Below are 17,515 nucleotides of genomic sequence, written 5' to 3'. Positions count from 1 at the left end.
TACCGGTCTCACGACGCGGCTCAGGGATTTCCCGGCGAACCGTCATGAAGAATGCGGGCCGCGGAGTCTGCGAGCAACCGGCTATGGGACAATCGACAATTCGGACACTTCGATGCGAGCTGTGATGCGGATCGAACGCAGCGATAGGAGGCGTGCTAGATGCTGTGTCACTCTAGTCCCTTTAGGTGGGGAAAGACAGACAAATCTCCGCAGGGTATCCGACCTGGAGCGTCGAGGGGAGTGATTGAGATACGCGAGGAACAGAGGCGTAGGGTGAGCCGTCGGCGCTCGGTCCGTCGCACTGTTCGTAAGGCAGAGCTGGCGGGTGTTCCTCAGCGGAGGACCGAGTCGTCGACACGAATCTGCCGCAAAACTACACGGAGCGCGTGGCGAGCGATTCGGCCATGCCATAGAGCAAGGCTTCGGTGTCGCTCCAGGCCAGGCAGGAGTCGGTGATCGACATGCCGTAGGTGAGGGCCTTGTTGGGATCCCAGCTTTGCCGGCCACCTTGCAGGTGACTTTCCAACATGAGGCCCATGATGGAACGACGGCCTTGCTGGAATTGCTTGAGGACTTCGCCGGCGACTTCCACCTGGCGTTGGTGGTTCTTGCCGGAATTGTCGTGCGAGCAGTCCACCATCACGCCGCGGGCCAGGCCTTCGCTGGCCACCGCCGTTTCTGCGCGGGCGATATCCTCGACGCTATAGTTCGTGCGTCCGCCGCCGCCGCGCAGCACGATATGATGATCGGGGTTGCCGGTGGTTTTGATGATGGAGGTGATGCCGTCGGCATTGACGCCGACAAAATGGTGCGGGCTCCGGCTGGTGATCATGGCGTTGATGGCGACTTGCAGGCTGCCTTCCGTTCCGTTCTTGAATCCGACGGGCATCGAGAGGCCGCTGGCCATCTCGCGATGGATTTGGCTTTCAGTCGTCCGTGCGCCGATCGCGGTCCAGCTCAACAGGTCGGCGATGTATTGTGGCGTGACCGGGTCGAGCAATTCCGTGGCACAGGGGAGGCCTTTGCCGTTGATGTTCAAGAGAATGGTCCGGGCCAGTTGAATACCTTGAGTAATGTCGCAGGTGCCATCCAGCTGAGGATCGTTGATCAGGCCCTTCCAGCCCACCGTGGTGCGGGGCTTTTCAAAGTAGGTGCGCATGACGATCAGGAGTTTGTCGCGGACGGCGTCGGCCACCGGTTTGAGGCGGTCGGCATACTCGTAGGCGGCATCGGCATCATGAATGGAGCAAGGGCCGACGATCACGATGAGCCGGTCCATGTCACGGCCGTGCAGGATGTTCCGGATCGCCTGCCGCGTCTGGAAGACCAACTCGGACACCTCGTCGCTGATCGGCAGGTTGGTTTTGACATCGCGCGGCGAGGGGAGCGGTTTAATCTCAATGACGTGCTGGTTATCGATCGGCCTGGTCATATGTGTCCCTTTGAAAAGGTCTGTCTGGTTCACCCGTCACGTTAAGAAGGTGCACCAAGATAGCGAATGTTAGAGGATAAAGTCCAGAGGGACGGGGGCGTGCACCGCATTCTTGCTTTCAACCGGGGCGTTTGTTACAACTCAGGCCTCGTAGACCTGTTCACCAGGATGGTCATGTTTCGTCGTCTCGCCGACAAAAAGCCCAGCTCGGTCGTCGCGCTGCTGCTCGCGTGCATGTTGCTCGCGATGGCGCCGTTTGCCGCGGCGTTGGAGATTCATCACGAGCTGGCGGCGGCCGACCATGACGGGCATGAGCATTCCGATACCGACCTCTGTCAGTGGGTGCAATATCATACCGGCCATTCGCTGGTTGGTGATGCACCGGCGACCTGCTCGTTCCTGGCGGAAGCTCCGCCACCGCCCGTTGATCAATCCATCCTCAGTTCTCAGTCTCTCGCGACCACCAGAACGTCGCGCGCACCGCCTCTACCCTAATCTTCACGCCGCGCGTATTTAATTCGGCTGTCTCCGTATCGTCGACGGACCGGGCTTTGCCCTGGGTCGTGACGTGCGCGGGATGATTGTTGGGGGAGGTTTGTATGATGGTGTCGTGTCGTGCCCTGTGTCAGCTGTGTCTCGGACTCATCTTGAGTGTCGTTGCGTTCGGGGCCGTGTCTGGCTACGCGCAGGAACCAGCGGGTCGGCCATCACAGACCATCGTCGGAGTGGTTCAACATCAGGATCTGCGCCGTGTCGGTCAAGCCACCGTTGAGGTAAAGGATCAGGAAGGGAGCCTGGTCGGGACAGCGGTAGCCAATGAGGCGGGAGAGTTTGCCGTGGACATTCCGGCGGCGGGCACCTATTCCGTCAGCGCCGTGCAGGAGACCTATCGTAGCGAGTATGCCATCGTGAAGGCGGGGGCTGCGTCTCTCGCGCCCATCGTGCTCACCCTGTCGCAGACGAAGGAGATTGCACTCGAGGTGGTCTCACCGCTCGCGCCCATTCAGTACAAGGCCTCCAGCGAAACCTATGCGCTGAGTCGCAAGGAGATCGAGGCGTTGCCGCGAGGAAATAACAACGAGCTGCAGGATGTACTCCTCACGATTCCGAGTGCGGTCTACGGATCGCTCAAGCAGGTGCATATCCGTCAAGACCATGCCAATCTTCAATTGCGGGTCGACGGTGTGCCGATTCCAGACACCGTCTCGTCCACCTTCTCGGATGTGATCAGCCCCCGGGCCTGGGAGCGGGCGGACATCATCCTGGGCGGTATGGAAGCCCAATATGGGAACAAGGCGGCGGCCGTCCTGGACATTACGACAAAAAGCGGGACCAAGCCGTCGTTCGGGTCGATGCAGGTCATGGGCGGGTCGAATCAGACGATTAATCCATCGATGGAATACGGCGGCACCATCGGCGAAAAGTTTCGGTTCTATATCTTGAACAGCCACACGGCCACCAACCGTGGCATTGAGCCGCCGACGCTCGGTCATTCGATTTTCCACGGACAGAGCGAACGCAATCAGACGTTCATCCGTGGCGACTATCAGCACGACAATAGAAACAATTTCACCTGGCTGTTCTTGAACTCTGTGGCCAAGTATCAGATTCCGACGCAACCGGGCCTGGACCTGGATCCGAGCGGGCAGATGTTGCCGCTGCTGCAGGCCGGGCGGCCCGGCTTCACTCCGGTCGCCTCACAGGCGCTCAATGAATTCCAAAAGGAAAATAACCAGTACGGCCACATGGTGTGGCGGCATGATGTGAACGCGAACAATTTTTTCAGTCTCGCGGGATACATGCGTCATACGCGCGCCACGTTTAAGACCGACCCGCTGAACGTGCTGGCCTACACGGCCGACCCTACGGGGCCTTTTTCGGCGTCCGATCAGGATCGGAACGCCTATTCGACGGGCCTGCGTCTCGATTATACCTACGTGCATAGTCCTCAACACCTCATCAAAGCCGGGTTCCAAATCGACCGGACCCAATCAGTGAACAAGACGCGGCTGTTCACCTTTGCCGACGATGGGGCGGGGAATCCAACGGGAGACCTACTCAGCCTGAATGCCGACAACCGCCAGATCGGGTATCGCCAGGAGTTTTGGATTCAAGACCAATGGACACCCAATGAACGGTGGACGTTCAACCTCGGGCTCCGCGGTGACGCCGTCCAATACTTGCGGAACGAAGGGCAGGTCAGCCCGCGCGTTGGTGTGAGCTACAAGTACGACCCCTCGAACGTGTTTCACGTCTTTTATGGTCGCATGTTCACGCCGCCGAATCTGGAAGCCATTTCCTTTGCGAAGCTGAACACCGCCGGCACGCGGGCCCAGCCGGATGACACGACGAACAATACCGTGCGGGCCGAGCGGGCACACTACTTCGAGGTCGGCAGTTACCATGCGCTGAACCGGTATGCCACGTTGCAATTCACCGGCTGGTACAAGCTCAGCAATTTCCTATCCGATGCGGGACAGTTTGGCACGACGCCGTTGTTGAACTACTTTGCCTTCGAGCGGGGGTGGCAGCGGGGCATGGACGCGGCGTTGAAACTGCAATTGACCGAGAATCTCACGGCGCGCGGCAATGTGGCCTGGGGGCAATGTAAGGGGTATGGGTTGCAGTCCGGGCATTTCCTCCTGGAGGCGAAGGAAATTGCGGACATCAATTCACGGGGCGGCGTGTTCTGCGATCACATGCAGACCCTGACGAGTTCGGCGATTATGACGTATCGGTTCCTGGAGCGGACCACGGTGACGGGGCAGATGTTGTTCGCGTCAGGATTACGGACGGCGGAAAACGAAGAGGCCAAAACCAACTCCACGCACAGCCCTTCGTACACCATCTACAATGTCTCGATCGCCCATGTGTTTCCGTTGCCTTGGGAGGGACAGAAGTTCCTGCTCGGCTTCGACATCATCAACCTGTTCGATCAGCAGTATTATATCAATCAGGGAGAGGGCAGCATCGGGTTGGGGGTCGCCCATGCGGGGATGCCGAGGTCGTTCTTTTTTCGCGGCCAGTGGTTCTTCTAGGGCAGATGCCGAACAAGGTCGCCAGCGGCGTTCTCGGTCACTCGTCTCCCTGCGACGTACCGCAAGGGTACGCCTCACTCGCCGAGTCCCCTGCGGCCTTGCTGGACGACCTTGTTGGGCATCTGCTCCTGACTGTGAGAAAATGCGGTCTTGCTGGATGGCCTGTTTGAGCATCATCGCCTTGGAATGATTGGGATGACGATATGACGAACATCATTGATGCAGTAGGGTGTGTGACGGGACGGATAGTCTGGATCTGTGTCTTGTGTCTGTGCCTGTCGCCGCTTGCGGCGAGGGGCACGACAGGTGATGAGGCGACGCATGAAGCGGATCATGCGTTGGATGCGGACATCATCGAATTGCCGGAAGTGCATGTGCACGGGCTGTCGCTGAATAAAGATCAGCAGGTAGGGCCGGTGCCGAAATCCACGCCCTGGCCCGCGATTCCCTCCTCGCTGGACGGCAAGCCGCTCGATGATTGGATGAAGGCGCGCTTGCTCGTGTCGAAAGAATCACAGGTGACGGTCGTGGTGTTGGAACCGGCAAAACACCGCGAACTGACTGTGGCGGGCATCATCGCGTTGAACAAATGGACGTTCCTACCGCAACTCAAGGGCGACGACCCCGTCGAGGGAGAACTCACCGTGCGGATTCACTTTCGGTCGCAGTAGGGGCGTCTCGAACAAGCGAAGCCGACGGTCTTTTCGGTACGACTCCTCACTGCGTCGGTCGGCGGCCTCCGTACGGTTCGAACCCTTCTGGAAGAGGATGGTGGAAAGGTGTCGAACCAAAATTGCCGGTCCATGTGTCCGTTTTACTATAATCCTGCCCGGGGGAGCCGACATCTACTGCCACGACGTACTCGCGGTCGTTCGTGATGTGAATGATTGGATTCCCGCCTTCCGGTGAGCCACCCACCCATGCGCCATTGTGCCGAACATACAGATGGCCTTGCGTCAGGTCCATGGCCAGTCCTATCACATCTTTGTCACGCAGCCCGCCCGAGTTCGTAAGATACCGCTTAACTCCGTAGGACAATTGCCCCTCATGTGGGACAAGTCCCCCTTGCTCATTGGCTGTAGACCGGATCCCGACATTGGTCCATGTGTCTGAGACCGCGTTGTCGCTTCCGACATGAACCATGAATTCGGCGTACCATTTCCCTCTGCTGTGCGGCACACTGGCGATGCTCTCCGTCGAAGCGCCGCTCATCCCGTAGCCGACCGTCAGTCGATCCGGCGAAATCATCTTGCGTCCGTGGAATCGTGCAGATGATTCGTTGTCCGATGTGAAGACGACTGGTTGCGTGATCGGCCTTTCGATGGGGGCAGGATAGGCGAGGGTTGTCTTTCCGTCGATCACAATCGAATGGCCTGTATACATGCTCTGGACGGTCACGGGCTCGACTCCGACCATCGCGCGCACGTAGGATTTAAACTCAATCAGCCCATCTCGGGAGGTCACGAGCGTTCGAGAAAATGGAGGCATCATCTGTTCCGGTCCGTCATCCTCGAGAGAGACAATATTGATGGGAACGGTCTTGCTCAGGCCTTGAATCGTTTGACGAGAGTACCCGCGGAGAATAACTGACTCTATGTGGGCATCATCGGTGGCGGAGACCCTCCAATCGACCGGGTCATAGGACATCAGAAAGAGTGTGATAGGTCCGTGCGTGTGCTCCACCTTGATGTGGATGATTCCCTGCGGAGTGTCGATAGGGTGGGGATCGGGACGAATTGCCGTCCCCTCATACACCACCACCGCATGAAGGGCGTGAACAGGTATCCTGTCGAGTGCTGTGGAGGTAAACGTTTGCGGTATGCGCGGCTGCTTGCCCGCTTCAAGAATCTGGCCAAACACCTGCGCAAGAGGCACAGTCATGCCATTGTGGAACCTCACCGCACTGTCCTTAAGAAAGCTCTGCATGGCTGGGTGCAGAATATTTTCGCAGATCACGGAGTCTTTGGTCCCTCGGAGAGAAATCTTCGCGCCGTAGGAATGTGTCCGAGTTGCCTCCAGATCCTCGAGGGCGATAGTGGGGCCGACTCGTATCAGCCCGACGCACTCGGATCGTTTCTCTCCCGCCCCTCTGGATAACTCATAGTGCTGAGCGGCCTGTCGCTGGTCTGCGGCATGGGCATGGTGTACAGCGTAGACGCCCAGGTGCGCGGTCAGCACAAGAGTAAGGGGAAGTGCGAGAGCGTTCCGCATCATCATGAAGGGTGCTACGAACCTCGTAGGGAGGGGAGAAGGGCACATTCCCAAGGATCGCACGAACAACGCCTGCCTCCAACCGATAACGTCATTTATGGGGGCGCCGGCTATCGAACGGCGGGCTTGGTGAGATCGTTGTGCACCCGATTGTTTTCCGCATTGACGTCGATGCCGCCCGCGGGTGCAGGTTTATCGAGATTCGTGTACTGGAAGGTTCCGAAGGGTTGAATCTGGTCGTCGGTCGGCAGTTGCTGGCGGTTCCACCCTCCGCCGAGTGCACGGATGAGACCCACCGAGGATTTCAGTAGTTCAGCCTTGATTTGTACTGAGTCGATGCGCGCGGTGAGCGTGGCGACCTGTGCATAAATAAGTTCAAGGCTGGACGCCAGCCCGCCCTGATAGAGTTCCGTGGTCAGATTTTGCGTCTTGAGGGTGGCACCGACAGCGGCGTCCTGCCGATTGGCTGCAAGGGTCAGTCGGTCCGTCAGGCTCAAATTATTTTCGACTTCGCGGAAGGCGTTGAGCACCGTTGAGCGGTAGAGGTCTTCTGTCTCGCGATAGGCCGACCAGGCCTGCTGCAATTGAGCACGGCGATACCCTCCCTGAAAAATCGGAAGCGACACACTTGAGCCGTACGACCAGAAACTATTGGCGAGCGAGATCAGATTAAAGGCGGTATCTTCAAACCCGCCTCCGGCTCGGAACAACACATTGGGATAAAAGGCGGCGCGGGCAATACCGATCACGCGGTTCGCCTGCGCCATTCGACGTTCCATCCCCGCGATGTCGGGTCGACGCTCAAGCAAGGTGGAGGGGATGGTTCGCGGAATCGTAAACTTCGCCACACGCAGATCATCGACCGGTTCGACCTGAAAACCGGCCGGCGCGAGATTGAGCAGGATGGCGATCGCTTGTTCGGTCACTTGACGTTGCCCCTGAATCTGCGCGTATTTCGTCTCGGTGCTGAACAGCAGCGATTCGACTCGAGCGACGTCCAGCGCCGATGCGATCGCGCCGGCGAATTGCGCCTTCACGAGGTCCAGCGACTGTTGGTACAGGTCGATCGATTGTTTATAGATGGCGCGTTGCGCGTCGTATCCTCGTAGGACGAAGTAATCGGCGGCCAGTTCCGCCTGCAAACTGAGGCGCGCGAGCCCGTAGTCGGCGGCGCGCTCTTCGGCGCGATAGAGCTCGGCACGCGTCGCATTCCGAAGCGCCGACCAGAAATCCGGTTCCCAGGATGCGAGCCCTCCGCCGAGAACGGTCGTCCCGAATTGCGAAATGTCCGGAGGACGAAACAGTCGATTAATGGATTCCCTATTGTCCGAGGCGCCAAACCCTAGGCCGAGGTGAGGCAGGTATTGTGCGCGGGCCTTCATCATCACATCGCGAGCTTGGACGAACCGCTCGGCGGCGGCCTGCAGATCGGGATTGGCCGCCATGGCCTGTTCTTCAAGCTTGTTCAGGACGGGATCGTTAAATAGCTTCCACCAATCCGTGCGCAATTCGTCATCCGACGGCGTCGCCTCGACGAAAGGACTGGCGCCCTTCCATGAGGCGGGGACGACGTACTCAGGCAGTTCATAGCGCGGCGCTAAATCGAAGGCCGGGAATCCCTTACAAGCCGGCAGGCCGAGCGCCAGCAGTATCAAGCTGCACCGCGCGCAGGTGCGAACGAGGTGGAGAAGATCGGGTCTTGTTCGTATGCGTTCGCCCATCACGTGTAACAGCCCCCTATTGGGGTGAGTGTGCAGTTGGGGTCGGGGCTACTTGTGAGCCGGGATCTGCTGTGGCCGTAGGAGCTTGTGCCTCGGGAGTTGTTATTGAGTCAGGGCCTTCTGCGCTGAGGAGATCATAACCGGACGCCGGTGTCACGACGCGCACCTTATCGTTGTCGAGCAATGCGGCGCTCGGATTATTCACGATACGGTCACTCGCCGAAATCCCTTCTGCCACTTCGACGGAGCTGTCGAGGAGTCGGCTCACCGTGATGGGGTGTAAGCGCACGCGGTTGTCCTCCGTCACCACGGCCACTTGCGTGCCGTGCTCTTGGAACACCAACGCGGTGGAGGGAATCGTGAAGACTTGTCTGTCGACCGGTGCCGTGAGATGCACCTGAGCATACGAGCCCGGCCAGAGCGCGCGGTCCTCATTTTCAATGGTGAAGACGGTCACGGCCGTACGTGTGCCCACATCGAATCCGCGGGCGACGGTCAGAAACTTGGCGGTGAAATGACGATTCGGCAGTTGCGGAACGGTCACAGTGGCCGTGAGGCCGGGCTGGAGAAACGGCCCGAACGATTCCGGTACGCTGACGAAGAGGCGCAGCATATGGACGTCGGCCACCGTAAAAAGATTGGTGATGGCTTTTGGAGTATTGAGGTTGCCTTCCTTGCTGACCAGGTCCCCGACATTGATGTTGCGCTGAGTGACCACGCCGTCAAACGGGGCGATGATGTTTTTGAAGCGAATGAACGCATCGATGTTCCGAACCTTTTGCTCCGCGGCCCTGACCTTCGCCGCTTCGGCTTTCAGGTTTTGTTCCTGCACCGTGATCGACTGCTCGGAGACGGCGTGATTGGGGCGTAGTGCCACCCACCGTTGGGCGGTGACTTCGGCGAGTCGGTACCTGGCGCGCTCGGTGTCCAGATCCGCTTTGGCCTGCGCATATTCGGCGTCCAGATCCGGCGCATTGATTTCAGCGAGGATGTCGCCTTTCTTGACCCGATCGCCGTAGTCCTTGTACCACATCTTTACGTAGCCGGTGACGCGTGCGTACATCGGTGCTTCGTACCAACCGACAATATTGCCGGGGAGTGTAATCGACTCGCTTGAGGCCCCCGGCTTGGGATTCACGACGGCCACCGTGGGGACCGCGTCTTCGAGCGTTTGCTCGGCCAAGACTACGGCGTTGCTTTTGGATTCGTATATTCGATAGCCGAGATAACACGCGCACAACAGCGCAGTTGAGAGTGCCAGGCTTTTCCCAGCGAATAAGTGGCTCATGCAGTGTGCTCCTCTTGCCGGGGCATGCGCCGGCTATAGATCATCGCGTAGATGCAGGGCACGAACAGTAGGGTGAAGAGGGTGGCAACGAGCAGGCCGCCGATGACGGCGCGACCCAGTGGCGCATTCGCAGAATACCCCGTCGCCATGGGGACCATTCCGATGATCATAGCTGAAGCGGTCATGAGCACAGGACGGAAGCGCGTGGTGCCGGCTTCGATCGCGGCTCGCAACGCGTCGCCGTGCTCTTCGAGCCGTTCACGGGCGTAGGAGACGACAAGAATCGAGTTGGCGGTCGCCGTGCCCATGGTCATGATGGCGCCCGTCAGCGCGGGTTCCGATAGTCGCGTATGGGTGAGGAACAAAGCCCACGCGATGCCTGCCAGTGCGCCGGGCAATGCCGTAATGATGATGAAGGGATCCAGCCAGGATTGGAAGTTGACGACGATCAGCAGATAGACCAGCGCGATTGCGACAAGGAGTCCGAAGATCAACTCGAAGTAGGCGTCGTGCATGAGTGAGGCCTGGCCATGGATTTCGAGCGCCGCGCCGCGGGGTAACTCGTCTTCCATGCGTTTGGCTACCTGTTCGACATCTGCCAGCACTCCGCCGAGATCGCGCCCTTCGGCGGAGACATAGATGTTGAAGAGCGGCATGATGTTCCCGTGCGTGACGACCCCCGGCGTGCCCTCCGCTGAAAGGTTGGCTAAATTACCGAGGAGCTGGACTGACTGGCCGCTCGAAGAGTCGCCGGAGGACTCGACCGGGATGGTTTTGAGACTATTGACGCTGTTGATCTGTGCCTGCGGCGTATAGACGTTGATCAGATACGACATGCCGGTACTGGGATCGAGCCAATAGATCTGGTCGACCTGTTGGCTCCCGGCGGTGGTCATGAGCAGATTGTCGGCCATCGTCTTCAGGGTTCTGTTGACGCCCAGTCCGAACGTGCGGTTGCCTTCGACCATGAGGGTCGGTGTGCGCATCGTTTGCTGGATCACCACGTCGGTGGCGCCGGGGATCTCGCGAAACTTGCCCACTAATTTGCGGGCGTATTCGTAGTTGGGGTAGACGTCCGGCCCGTTGATTTGTACATCGATCGGTGCCGGTGCGCCGAAGTTGAGAATTTTGGCGGTCAGATCAGACGGCTGAAACGTGAATTCGGTTCCCGGATAACGTTCCCGTAATCCCTTGCGAAGGGTGCGGCGGTAATCCCATACCGGCGACTTTTCATTCTTCAAGAGGATCGTCAGGTCACAATCCTGAGAACCGATCGTCGGCGTCGGAATGAACGCAAGGTTGTGCGGCCCGACCGGCAAACCGCAATTGCTGACGACATTTTCGACCTGGCCCGGCAGTAACTCATGAATGCTGTCGGAGACAAGCGTGGCAATGCGTCCTGAGACTTCGATGCGCGTGCCGAGCGGCGCCCGCATATGCATCGTAATGATCCCCGACCTGATCTCGGGAAAATAATCGCGCCCGAGAAAGAAGAAGAGCGACAGCGAGGCCAGTGCGATGGCCAGGGAGATGGTCACGAAGCTACGGCGATGGGCGATGGCCTGCTCGAGCAGCAGGCCATAACGCTCGCGGAACCGGTTGAAGCCGCGTTCGAATCCCTGCTGGAAGCGAACGAACGGGTTCCGTGATGGCGCCACATCCGTCTGACTCGTCGGATCATGCGGTCGCGACATGGTGACTCTTCATCATATATTTCGCCATGGTCGGCACCAGTGTGCGCGAGAGGATGAAGGAGGCGAGCATCGCGATGATGATCGCCTCCGCCATGGGTTTAAACAGGTAGCCTGCGACGCCGCCGAGTTCGAAGAGCGGAAGCCAGACGATCGCAATACAGAGAGTCGCGACGAGCGTCGGAACGACGATCTGATTGGCGGCATCGATGATGGCCTGTTCGAGCGGCTTCCCCATTTCGATATGGCGATCGATATTTTCGATCATCACGGTCGCATCGTCGACCAGAATACCGACGGCCAGCGCGAGCCCGCCCAAGGTCATCACATTGACGGTCTCTTCGAGGAGATGCAGGCCGATGATGGCGGTCAGGATGGACAGCGGGATCGAGGTCCAGACGATGACCGTGGCCCGCCAGGAGCCGAGCAGCAGGAGCACGATGAGACCGACCAGGGCACCGGCCATCAGCATTTCGTGCAGCACGTCGGAGATCGAATCCTTCACAAAGGTCGAGGCATCGTCGAGCAGCGTGATTTCGACACCTTCCGGAGAAATTTGCTCGGCGCGCGGGATCATCTTTTTGATCCCATCGACCACGTCGAGGGTCGAGGCCTCGGTGCTTTTCATCGCGACGAGGATGACGGTCTGTTTGCCCTTCACCAGCACTGCGTTTTGTTGCACCCGGCCCATGAGCTGCACCGTGGCGACGTCGCGCAGATAGACGAAGGCGTTGCCTTCCCGTTTGATCGGGATATCGTTGAAATGATCGATCTTCAGCGGCGACGCGTTGGTCATGACGATCCAGTCCGTCGACTTGATTTTGATGTCGCCGGCCGGCAGCACGAGGTATTGCTTCATGAGGGCATCGTGAATGTCCGCCGGAGTGAGTTGCCGGGCGAGCAATTTTTGCTGGTCGAGGTTGACCATGACCTGCATGTCCTGGCCGCCGTAGGGGTGCGGCAGCACGATTCCCGGTACGGTCACCAGCAGGGGACGGATGCGCATGTAGACGAGGTTATAGAGCTCCGCGGGCGTCATGCGGTCGGAGCTGATTTGGAGCATGGCCACCGGGATGGACGAGGGGGCGAGGCGCATGACCATGGGCGGCGAGATGTCGGGTGGCAGCGCCTTGACGACGTTCTGCGCGATCCCCACGATATCCGCTTCGGCCCTGCCCACGTCGACTCCGTCCTGCAGAAAAATATTGGTGATGCTGCTGCCGAAGTAGGAGTGGCTGTGGATGTACTTGATGCCTTCCACCGTCGAGGTCAAAAAACGTTCGAACAGATAGGTGATGCGCCCTTCCACCTGCTGCGGCAGCAGGCCGCTGTAGATCCAGACTACGGAGGTGACAGGAATCGTGATATTCGGAAAGATGTCGGTCGGCATATGGAGCACCGTCTTGGTGCCCAACAGTACGATCAGGATGGACATGACCACGAAGGTGTATGGCCTGCGCAGCGCGATGAGGACGATCTCGTTCATGCTCGCCCCCTGCTAGGAGTCTTCTGATGCCGTGTCATTCGAGCCACTCGATCCCCCATGAACATCATCGGGTTCGGTTGCTAAAAGGGGCCGGTGCATCGGCCAATTTTGATGCGGCGAGACATCGTTTTCCTGAGATCAATGATCCCACCTGATGGTGGATCAGGCTGATCCGTCCTCGGTGATAGGGGTGAGGGAGAGCAAGGGACTTGCCATGGAAATTCGATGGCGTTGCGAAGGGGCTTGGCGCACTAGGGCCATATATGGGGCAGGCTTCTCGCCCGTAGCTCCGTTATTTAGTGTCTCCACGGCAGGGTGCCACGAAGAGTGCAGATTCGCTCTGAGCGAATAGTGCGGCAGTTCACTGTTCTTGCAGGATCGGCACGACTGTGAGGAAGCGGGGTCTCAAAGAGGGATCGCGATAAGTATGACTGTTGATTGGTTTGCTCGAGATGGCCGCATGGATTTACGTAGGGGCATCGATATTGCTGCGTATCTAGCCGGTTCTCTGTACCCACTCCGCACGAACGATCATCCGTAGGCGGCGGGGGCCGCGTCGATTCGATCCAAGCTGTTACAACCGGGAGGGCGAGCGAGATGCGTGGAATGACGAATATGCGGAAAGTCGGTGTGGCGCTCTGTCTTGCGGGTCTTGTTGCGGGCGCCATGACGGCCGTCGAGCCTGCACGGGCCGAATCTCTGACGATTGGAGCAGCCTATAGTCTCAAACCGGCCTTCCAGGAACTCGTGCCATTGTTCGAGGGGGAATATGGTGCGACGGTGCGGGTCGTCTATGGCCCCTCGCAGACACTGCGTCGGGACATTGAACAGGGAGCGGCGATCGATGTGTTTCTACCCGCGGCGGCCGAGGAAATAGAAAAATTGCAGAAGAAAGGGTTGACGGTCGGCGAGAGCCCTCGGATCTATGGGCAAACCTCGCTCGTGCTCGTCATGTCGGCAACGTCCAGAGCCACGCCGGTCTCCTTCCGTGATGTCGGGCTCAATCGGGCATTTCGTATCGCGCTCGGTGACCCGAAGACGTCGGGGCTTGGGGACCTCACGGCTCGGCTGCTCACGCAGGTCGAGCCGACGTACAAGAGTCGCTTTCATCCGATTTACGCCCGGCATAGTGAGGAGATGGTTGATCTCATTCAGCACGGCGCGGCCGATGCGGGCATCCTCTATCGCGTGGATGCCATCAGCAACGGGCAGGTGCGCATCATCGACGAAAACCCGTTTGGTGTGCATAGGCCGGTGTATTTCGGTCAGGCGGTGGTCTCGACCTGTCGGACGGAGTCGCGTGCCGTGGCGGAGGAGTTTCTTGATTTCATGACGAGCCCCCGCATCCAGAAGCTGCTGCTCAAGTATGGGTTCGAGTCGATGTCAGCGATGGGGGGAGAGGAGGGGATCAAGCTGGCAGACCGTAAGTACGAGACCATGGACGTACTTAATGAATAGGATTAACTTGGGTCTGCGCGCTGTCCGGCGCTTCGTGTCTCATCGGCTCATCGTGCCGGATCAGCGTGCGTCCCGACAGCAGGCGGAGGCCGACGTAAAATACCGGTGTGAGAAACAAGCCGAACAGGGTCACGCCGATCATCCCGGCGAACACGGTGATGCCTGTGGCGGAACGCACCTCCGCACCGGCGCCGTGGGAGAGCACGAGCGGAACCGTCCCGGCAATGAAGGCGACCGACGTCATCACGATCGGGCGCAGTCGCAGGCGGCAGGATTCGAGTGCCGCCTCGACGATGCCCTTCCCCTGCAGTTCCAACTCGCGCGCAAACTCGACGATCAGGATCGCGTTCTTGCAAGCCAGGCCCATCAGTACGACCAGGCCGACCTGTACGAACGTGTTGTTATCGCCCCCGGTGAGCTTCACGCCGGCGAGCGCGCAGAGCATGCACATCGGCACGATCAGAATCACCGCCAGCGGCAAGGTCCAGGACTCGTACAGGGCGGCGAGCACGAGAAACGCCAACAGGATAGCCACCGGGAACACCAGCAAGGCCGCTTTTCCTTGCGACGCTTCCTGAAAACTTAAATCGGTCCATTCGATGGTCATGCCGTTTGGCAGTACCTTCCCGGCGATCTCGCGAATATTGTCCATTGCCTGTGCCGACGAGAACGTGGCGGGATCGGCCTCTCCCATGAAATCGGCGGCGGGATAGCCGTTGTAGCGCAGCACCGGATCGGGCCCATATGTCTGGCTGAATTTCACCATTGAGCCGATCGGGACCATCTCGCCGCGGTTGTTGCGTGTTTTGAGGTTTGCGATGTCTTCCACCTTGCCGCGGAAGTCGCCGTCGGCCTGTGCGTAGACGCGCCAGGTGCGACCGAATAGGTTGAAGTCATTCACATACGCTGAGCCGAGATAGATCTGCATCGTGGCGAACAGATCCGTCAACGCAATGCCCTGCGTCTTGGCCTTCACACGATCAACCTCGGCATCGAGTTGCGGCACATTGGCTTGGTAGCCGGAAATCGGATACCCCATACCTGGCGTCTGCATGACCGCGCCCTGCAGGCCGCTGACGGCATTCTGCAGTGCTCCGAAGCCGAGTCCGGCCCGGTCTTCCACAAAGAGCCCATATCCCGCGCCGTTGCCGAGTCCGAGAATCGGCGGCGGCATCAACACAAAGGTGATGCCTTCCTTGATGGCGGAAATCTTTTGATTCACTTCTTCGCTGATGTCCTTCGCGCTGCGATGACGCTCCTCGAACGGCGTCAGGATGAGGAAGGCGAGGCCGTAGTTGGGCGTATTCGTAAACTGCAACGGATTCAGTCCGGTCATGGCCACGACATGGGCGACACCGTCGACGGTCTTGCTGATCGCGACGACCTGACGCAGGACCGCATCCGTGCGCTCGAGTGAGGCGCCCTCCGGCAGTTTCACGCCCGCCATCAGATACAACTTGTCTTGCGTGGGAATGAAGCCGCGGGGCACCGCTTGGAACATCAAGCCGGTGGCGAGCAGCAGCAATGCATACACGGCAAAGACAGAACCGCGATGTTTCAACGTACGCGAGACGGTGCCCTGATATCGGTCGGAACTGGCTTTGAAAAAGCGATTGAACGGCCTGAACACCCAGCCGAACAGACGCTCGATCAACCGGGACAGGGCATCCTTTGGTGCGCCGTGGCTCTTGAGCAGTTTTGCCGCCAGTGCCGGTGAAAGGGTCAGTGAATTGATTGCCGAGATGACCGTCGAAATGGCGATGGTCACGGCGAACTGTTTGTAGAACTGGCCGGTGACGCCGCTCAGGAATGCCATCGGTACGAAGACGGCGCACAGCACCAGCGCGATGGCAACGATCGGACCCGACACTTCTTGCATCGCCTGGTGGGCCGCCTGGAGCGGAGTACGGCCTTCTTCGATGTTGCGCTCGACGTTTTCCACCACCACGATCGCGTCATCCACCACGATTCCGATCGCAAGGACGAGGCCGAAGAGCGTCAGGGTATTGATCGAGAACCCGAACAGGTACAGCGCGGCGAAGGTGCCGACCACGGAAATCGGGACGGCAATCAGCGGAATGATCGACGCACGCCAGGTCTGTAGAAAGAGAATCACGACGAGCACGACGAGCAGGATCGCTTCCAGCAATGTTTGGACGACCGCCTGAATGGAATCGCGCACGAACACCGTGGTGTCGTAGTCCGAGCGATAGGTGATGCCGGGCGGAAAACGCGTCTTCAGCTCGTCCATTTTGGCGATCACCGCATCGCGGACGGTCAGCGCGTTTGCACCGGGGGCCTGGAAGATGGCGATCGGCGGCGCATCCTGATTGTCGAGTTGTCCGCGCAGGGTATAGTCGTTGGCCCCGAGTTCGATCCGTGCCACGTCGGACAGGCGTACGACTTCGCCGCCGGCTCCGATCTTCAGCACGACGTTGCCGAACTCTTGGGCCGTACGCAGGCGGCCTTGGGCATTGATGGAGATGAGGAAGTCGGTGCCTTGTGTGATCGGTTCCGCGCCAAGCTGCCCGGCCGAGACCTGGATGTTTTGCTCTCGAACAGAGGCGACGACGTCGCCGGCGGTCATCCCGCGTGACGCGATCTTGTCCGGGTTGAGCCAGATGCGCATGGCGTAGTCGCCGCTGCCGAAGATCTGCACCTGGCCGACGCCGGGCAAGCGAGCCAGTTCATCTTTGATTTTGATGTTCGCATAGTTGCGCAGGTAGAGCGCGTCGTATTTCCCATCCGGCGAAAGCAGCTGGACCATCACCAGGAAGGTCGGCGACTGCTTCTGCGTCGTGACGCCGAGGCTCACCACTTCCGCCGGCAGCCGGGACAGCGCCTGGCTGACGCGGTTCTGTACTTGCACCTGGGCGGCGTCGGGATCGGTGCCGGGCCGGAACGTGACCGTCATTTGCAACACGCCGTCGGAACCGGCGACCGACTTCATGTACATCATGTTCTCGACGCCGTTGATCTGTTCTTCCAGCGGCGTTGAGACGGTTTCGGCAATCACCTTGGGGTTCGCACCCGGATAGATCGCGCGCACGATGACCGCGGGGGGGACCACTTCAGGGTACTCGCTGATCGGCAAAATGGGGATGGCGATCAACCCGGCGGCGAAGATGACGATGGACAGCACCGCGGCAAAGATCGGCCGATCGATGAAGAATTTTGAAAAGTCCACAGC

At 59.3% G+C, this 17,515-nt stretch carries 11 protein-coding genes; 4 read left to right on the top strand and 7 right to left on the bottom strand.

What is annotated here, in order from left to right; genetic code table 11:
- Positions 1–373: 373 nt before the first annotated feature.
- On the bottom strand, positions 374–1,432 hold the full coding sequence (locus tag V9G17_03435) for a 3-deoxy-7-phosphoheptulonate synthase (protein MEI2751628.1): 1,059 nt from the start codon (positions 1,430–1,432) through the stop codon (positions 374–376).
- 174 nt (positions 1,433–1,606) lie between these two features.
- Here V9G17_03435 and V9G17_03430 point away from each other — a divergent pair, with 174 nt between their 5' ends.
- From V9G17_03430 to V9G17_03420, 3 genes are all read left to right on the top strand, one after another.
- A complete protein-coding gene (locus V9G17_03430) occupies positions 1,607–1,927 on the top strand; it encodes a hypothetical protein (GenBank protein MEI2751627.1) in 321 nt (106 codons plus the stop codon).
- 104 nt (positions 1,928–2,031) lie between these two features.
- Positions 2,032–4,470, top strand: coding sequence for a TonB-dependent receptor (locus V9G17_03425; GenBank protein MEI2751626.1), 2,439 nt, complete (start codon positions 2,032–2,034; stop codon positions 4,468–4,470).
- Positions 4,471–4,673: 203 nt separating this feature from the next.
- A complete protein-coding gene (locus V9G17_03420; GenBank protein MEI2751625.1) occupies positions 4,674–5,141 on the top strand; it encodes a hypothetical protein in 468 nt (155 codons plus the stop codon).
- 46 nt (positions 5,142–5,187) lie between these two features.
- On the opposite strand, the gene V9G17_03415 is transcribed toward V9G17_03420, so the two are convergent.
- The 5 genes from V9G17_03415 to V9G17_03395 all read right to left on the bottom strand — a co-directional run bounded on the left by V9G17_03415 (position 5,188) and on the right by V9G17_03395 (position 12,867).
- A complete protein-coding gene (locus V9G17_03415) occupies positions 5,188–6,687 on the bottom strand; it encodes a hypothetical protein (protein MEI2751624.1) in 1,500 nt (499 codons plus the stop codon).
- Positions 6,688–6,791: 104 nt separating this feature from the next.
- Positions 6,792–8,336, bottom strand: coding sequence for an efflux transporter outer membrane subunit (locus tag V9G17_03410; GenBank protein MEI2751623.1), 1,545 nt, complete (start codon positions 8,334–8,336; stop codon positions 6,792–6,794).
- Positions 8,337–8,418: 82 nt separating this feature from the next.
- Positions 8,419–9,690: an efflux RND transporter periplasmic adaptor subunit gene (locus V9G17_03405; GenBank protein ID MEI2751622.1), complete on the bottom strand. Its 1,272-nt coding sequence runs from the start codon at positions 9,688–9,690 to the stop codon at positions 8,419–8,421.
- Entirely contained in the window at positions 9,687–11,384 is a 1,698-nt protein-coding gene (locus V9G17_03400) for an efflux RND transporter permease subunit (GenBank protein ID MEI2751621.1), read from the bottom strand. The genes V9G17_03405 and V9G17_03400 overlap by 4 nt, the downstream gene beginning before the upstream one ends.
- Entirely contained in the window at positions 11,368–12,867 is a 1,500-nt protein-coding gene (locus V9G17_03395) for an efflux RND transporter permease subunit (protein ID MEI2751620.1), read from the bottom strand. The genes V9G17_03400 and V9G17_03395 overlap by 17 nt, the downstream gene beginning before the upstream one ends.
- Positions 12,868–13,464: 597 nt before the next feature.
- Between V9G17_03395 and modA the strand changes: the two genes are divergently transcribed.
- Positions 13,465–14,325: a molybdate ABC transporter substrate-binding protein gene (gene modA, locus V9G17_03390; protein MEI2751619.1), complete on the top strand. Its 861-nt coding sequence runs from the start codon at positions 13,465–13,467 to the stop codon at positions 14,323–14,325.
- On the opposite strand, the gene V9G17_03385 is transcribed toward modA, so the two are convergent.
- Positions 14,315–17,512, bottom strand: coding sequence for a multidrug efflux RND transporter permease subunit (locus V9G17_03385; GenBank protein ID MEI2751618.1), 3,198 nt, complete (start codon positions 17,510–17,512; stop codon positions 14,315–14,317). The genes modA and V9G17_03385 overlap by 11 nt on opposite strands.
- Positions 17,513–17,515: the final 3 nt, after the last annotated feature.

The organism is Nitrospira sp., assembly GCA_037045225.1.
GTDB lineage: Bacteria > Nitrospirota > Nitrospiria > Nitrospirales > Nitrospiraceae > Nitrospira_A.
This window is presented reverse-complemented; position numbering and strand designations above follow the sequence as displayed.

What these genes read in the sequence shown, in the direction of transcription:
- V9G17_03435 (MEI2751628.1), bottom strand. Translation starts at nt 1,432, where the DNA reads ATGACCAGGCCGATCGATAACCAGCACGTCATTGAGATTAAACCGCTC.
- V9G17_03430 (MEI2751627.1), top strand. Translation starts at nt 1,607, where the DNA reads ATGTTTCGTCGTCTCGCCGACAAAAAGCCCAGCTCGGTCGTCGCGCTG.
- V9G17_03425 (MEI2751626.1), top strand. Translation starts at nt 2,032, where the DNA reads ATGATGGTGTCGTGTCGTGCCCTGTGTCAGCTGTGTCTCGGACTCATC.
- V9G17_03420 (MEI2751625.1), top strand. Translation starts at nt 4,674, where the DNA reads ATGACGAACATCATTGATGCAGTAGGGTGTGTGACGGGACGGATAGTC.
- V9G17_03415 (MEI2751624.1), bottom strand. Translation starts at nt 6,687, where the DNA reads ATGATGATGCGGAACGCTCTCGCACTTCCCCTTACTCTTGTGCTGACC.
- V9G17_03405 (MEI2751622.1), bottom strand. Translation starts at nt 9,690, where the DNA reads ATGAGCCACTTATTCGCTGGGAAAAGCCTGGCACTCTCAACTGCGCTG.
- V9G17_03400 (MEI2751621.1), bottom strand. Translation starts at nt 11,384, where the DNA reads ATGTCGCGACCGCATGATCCGACGAGTCAGACGGATGTGGCGCCATCA.
- V9G17_03395 (MEI2751620.1), bottom strand. Translation starts at nt 12,867, where the DNA reads ATGAACGAGATCGTCCTCATCGCGCTGCGCAGGCCATACACCTTCGTG.
- modA (MEI2751619.1), top strand. Translation starts at nt 13,465, where the DNA reads ATGCGTGGAATGACGAATATGCGGAAAGTCGGTGTGGCGCTCTGTCTT.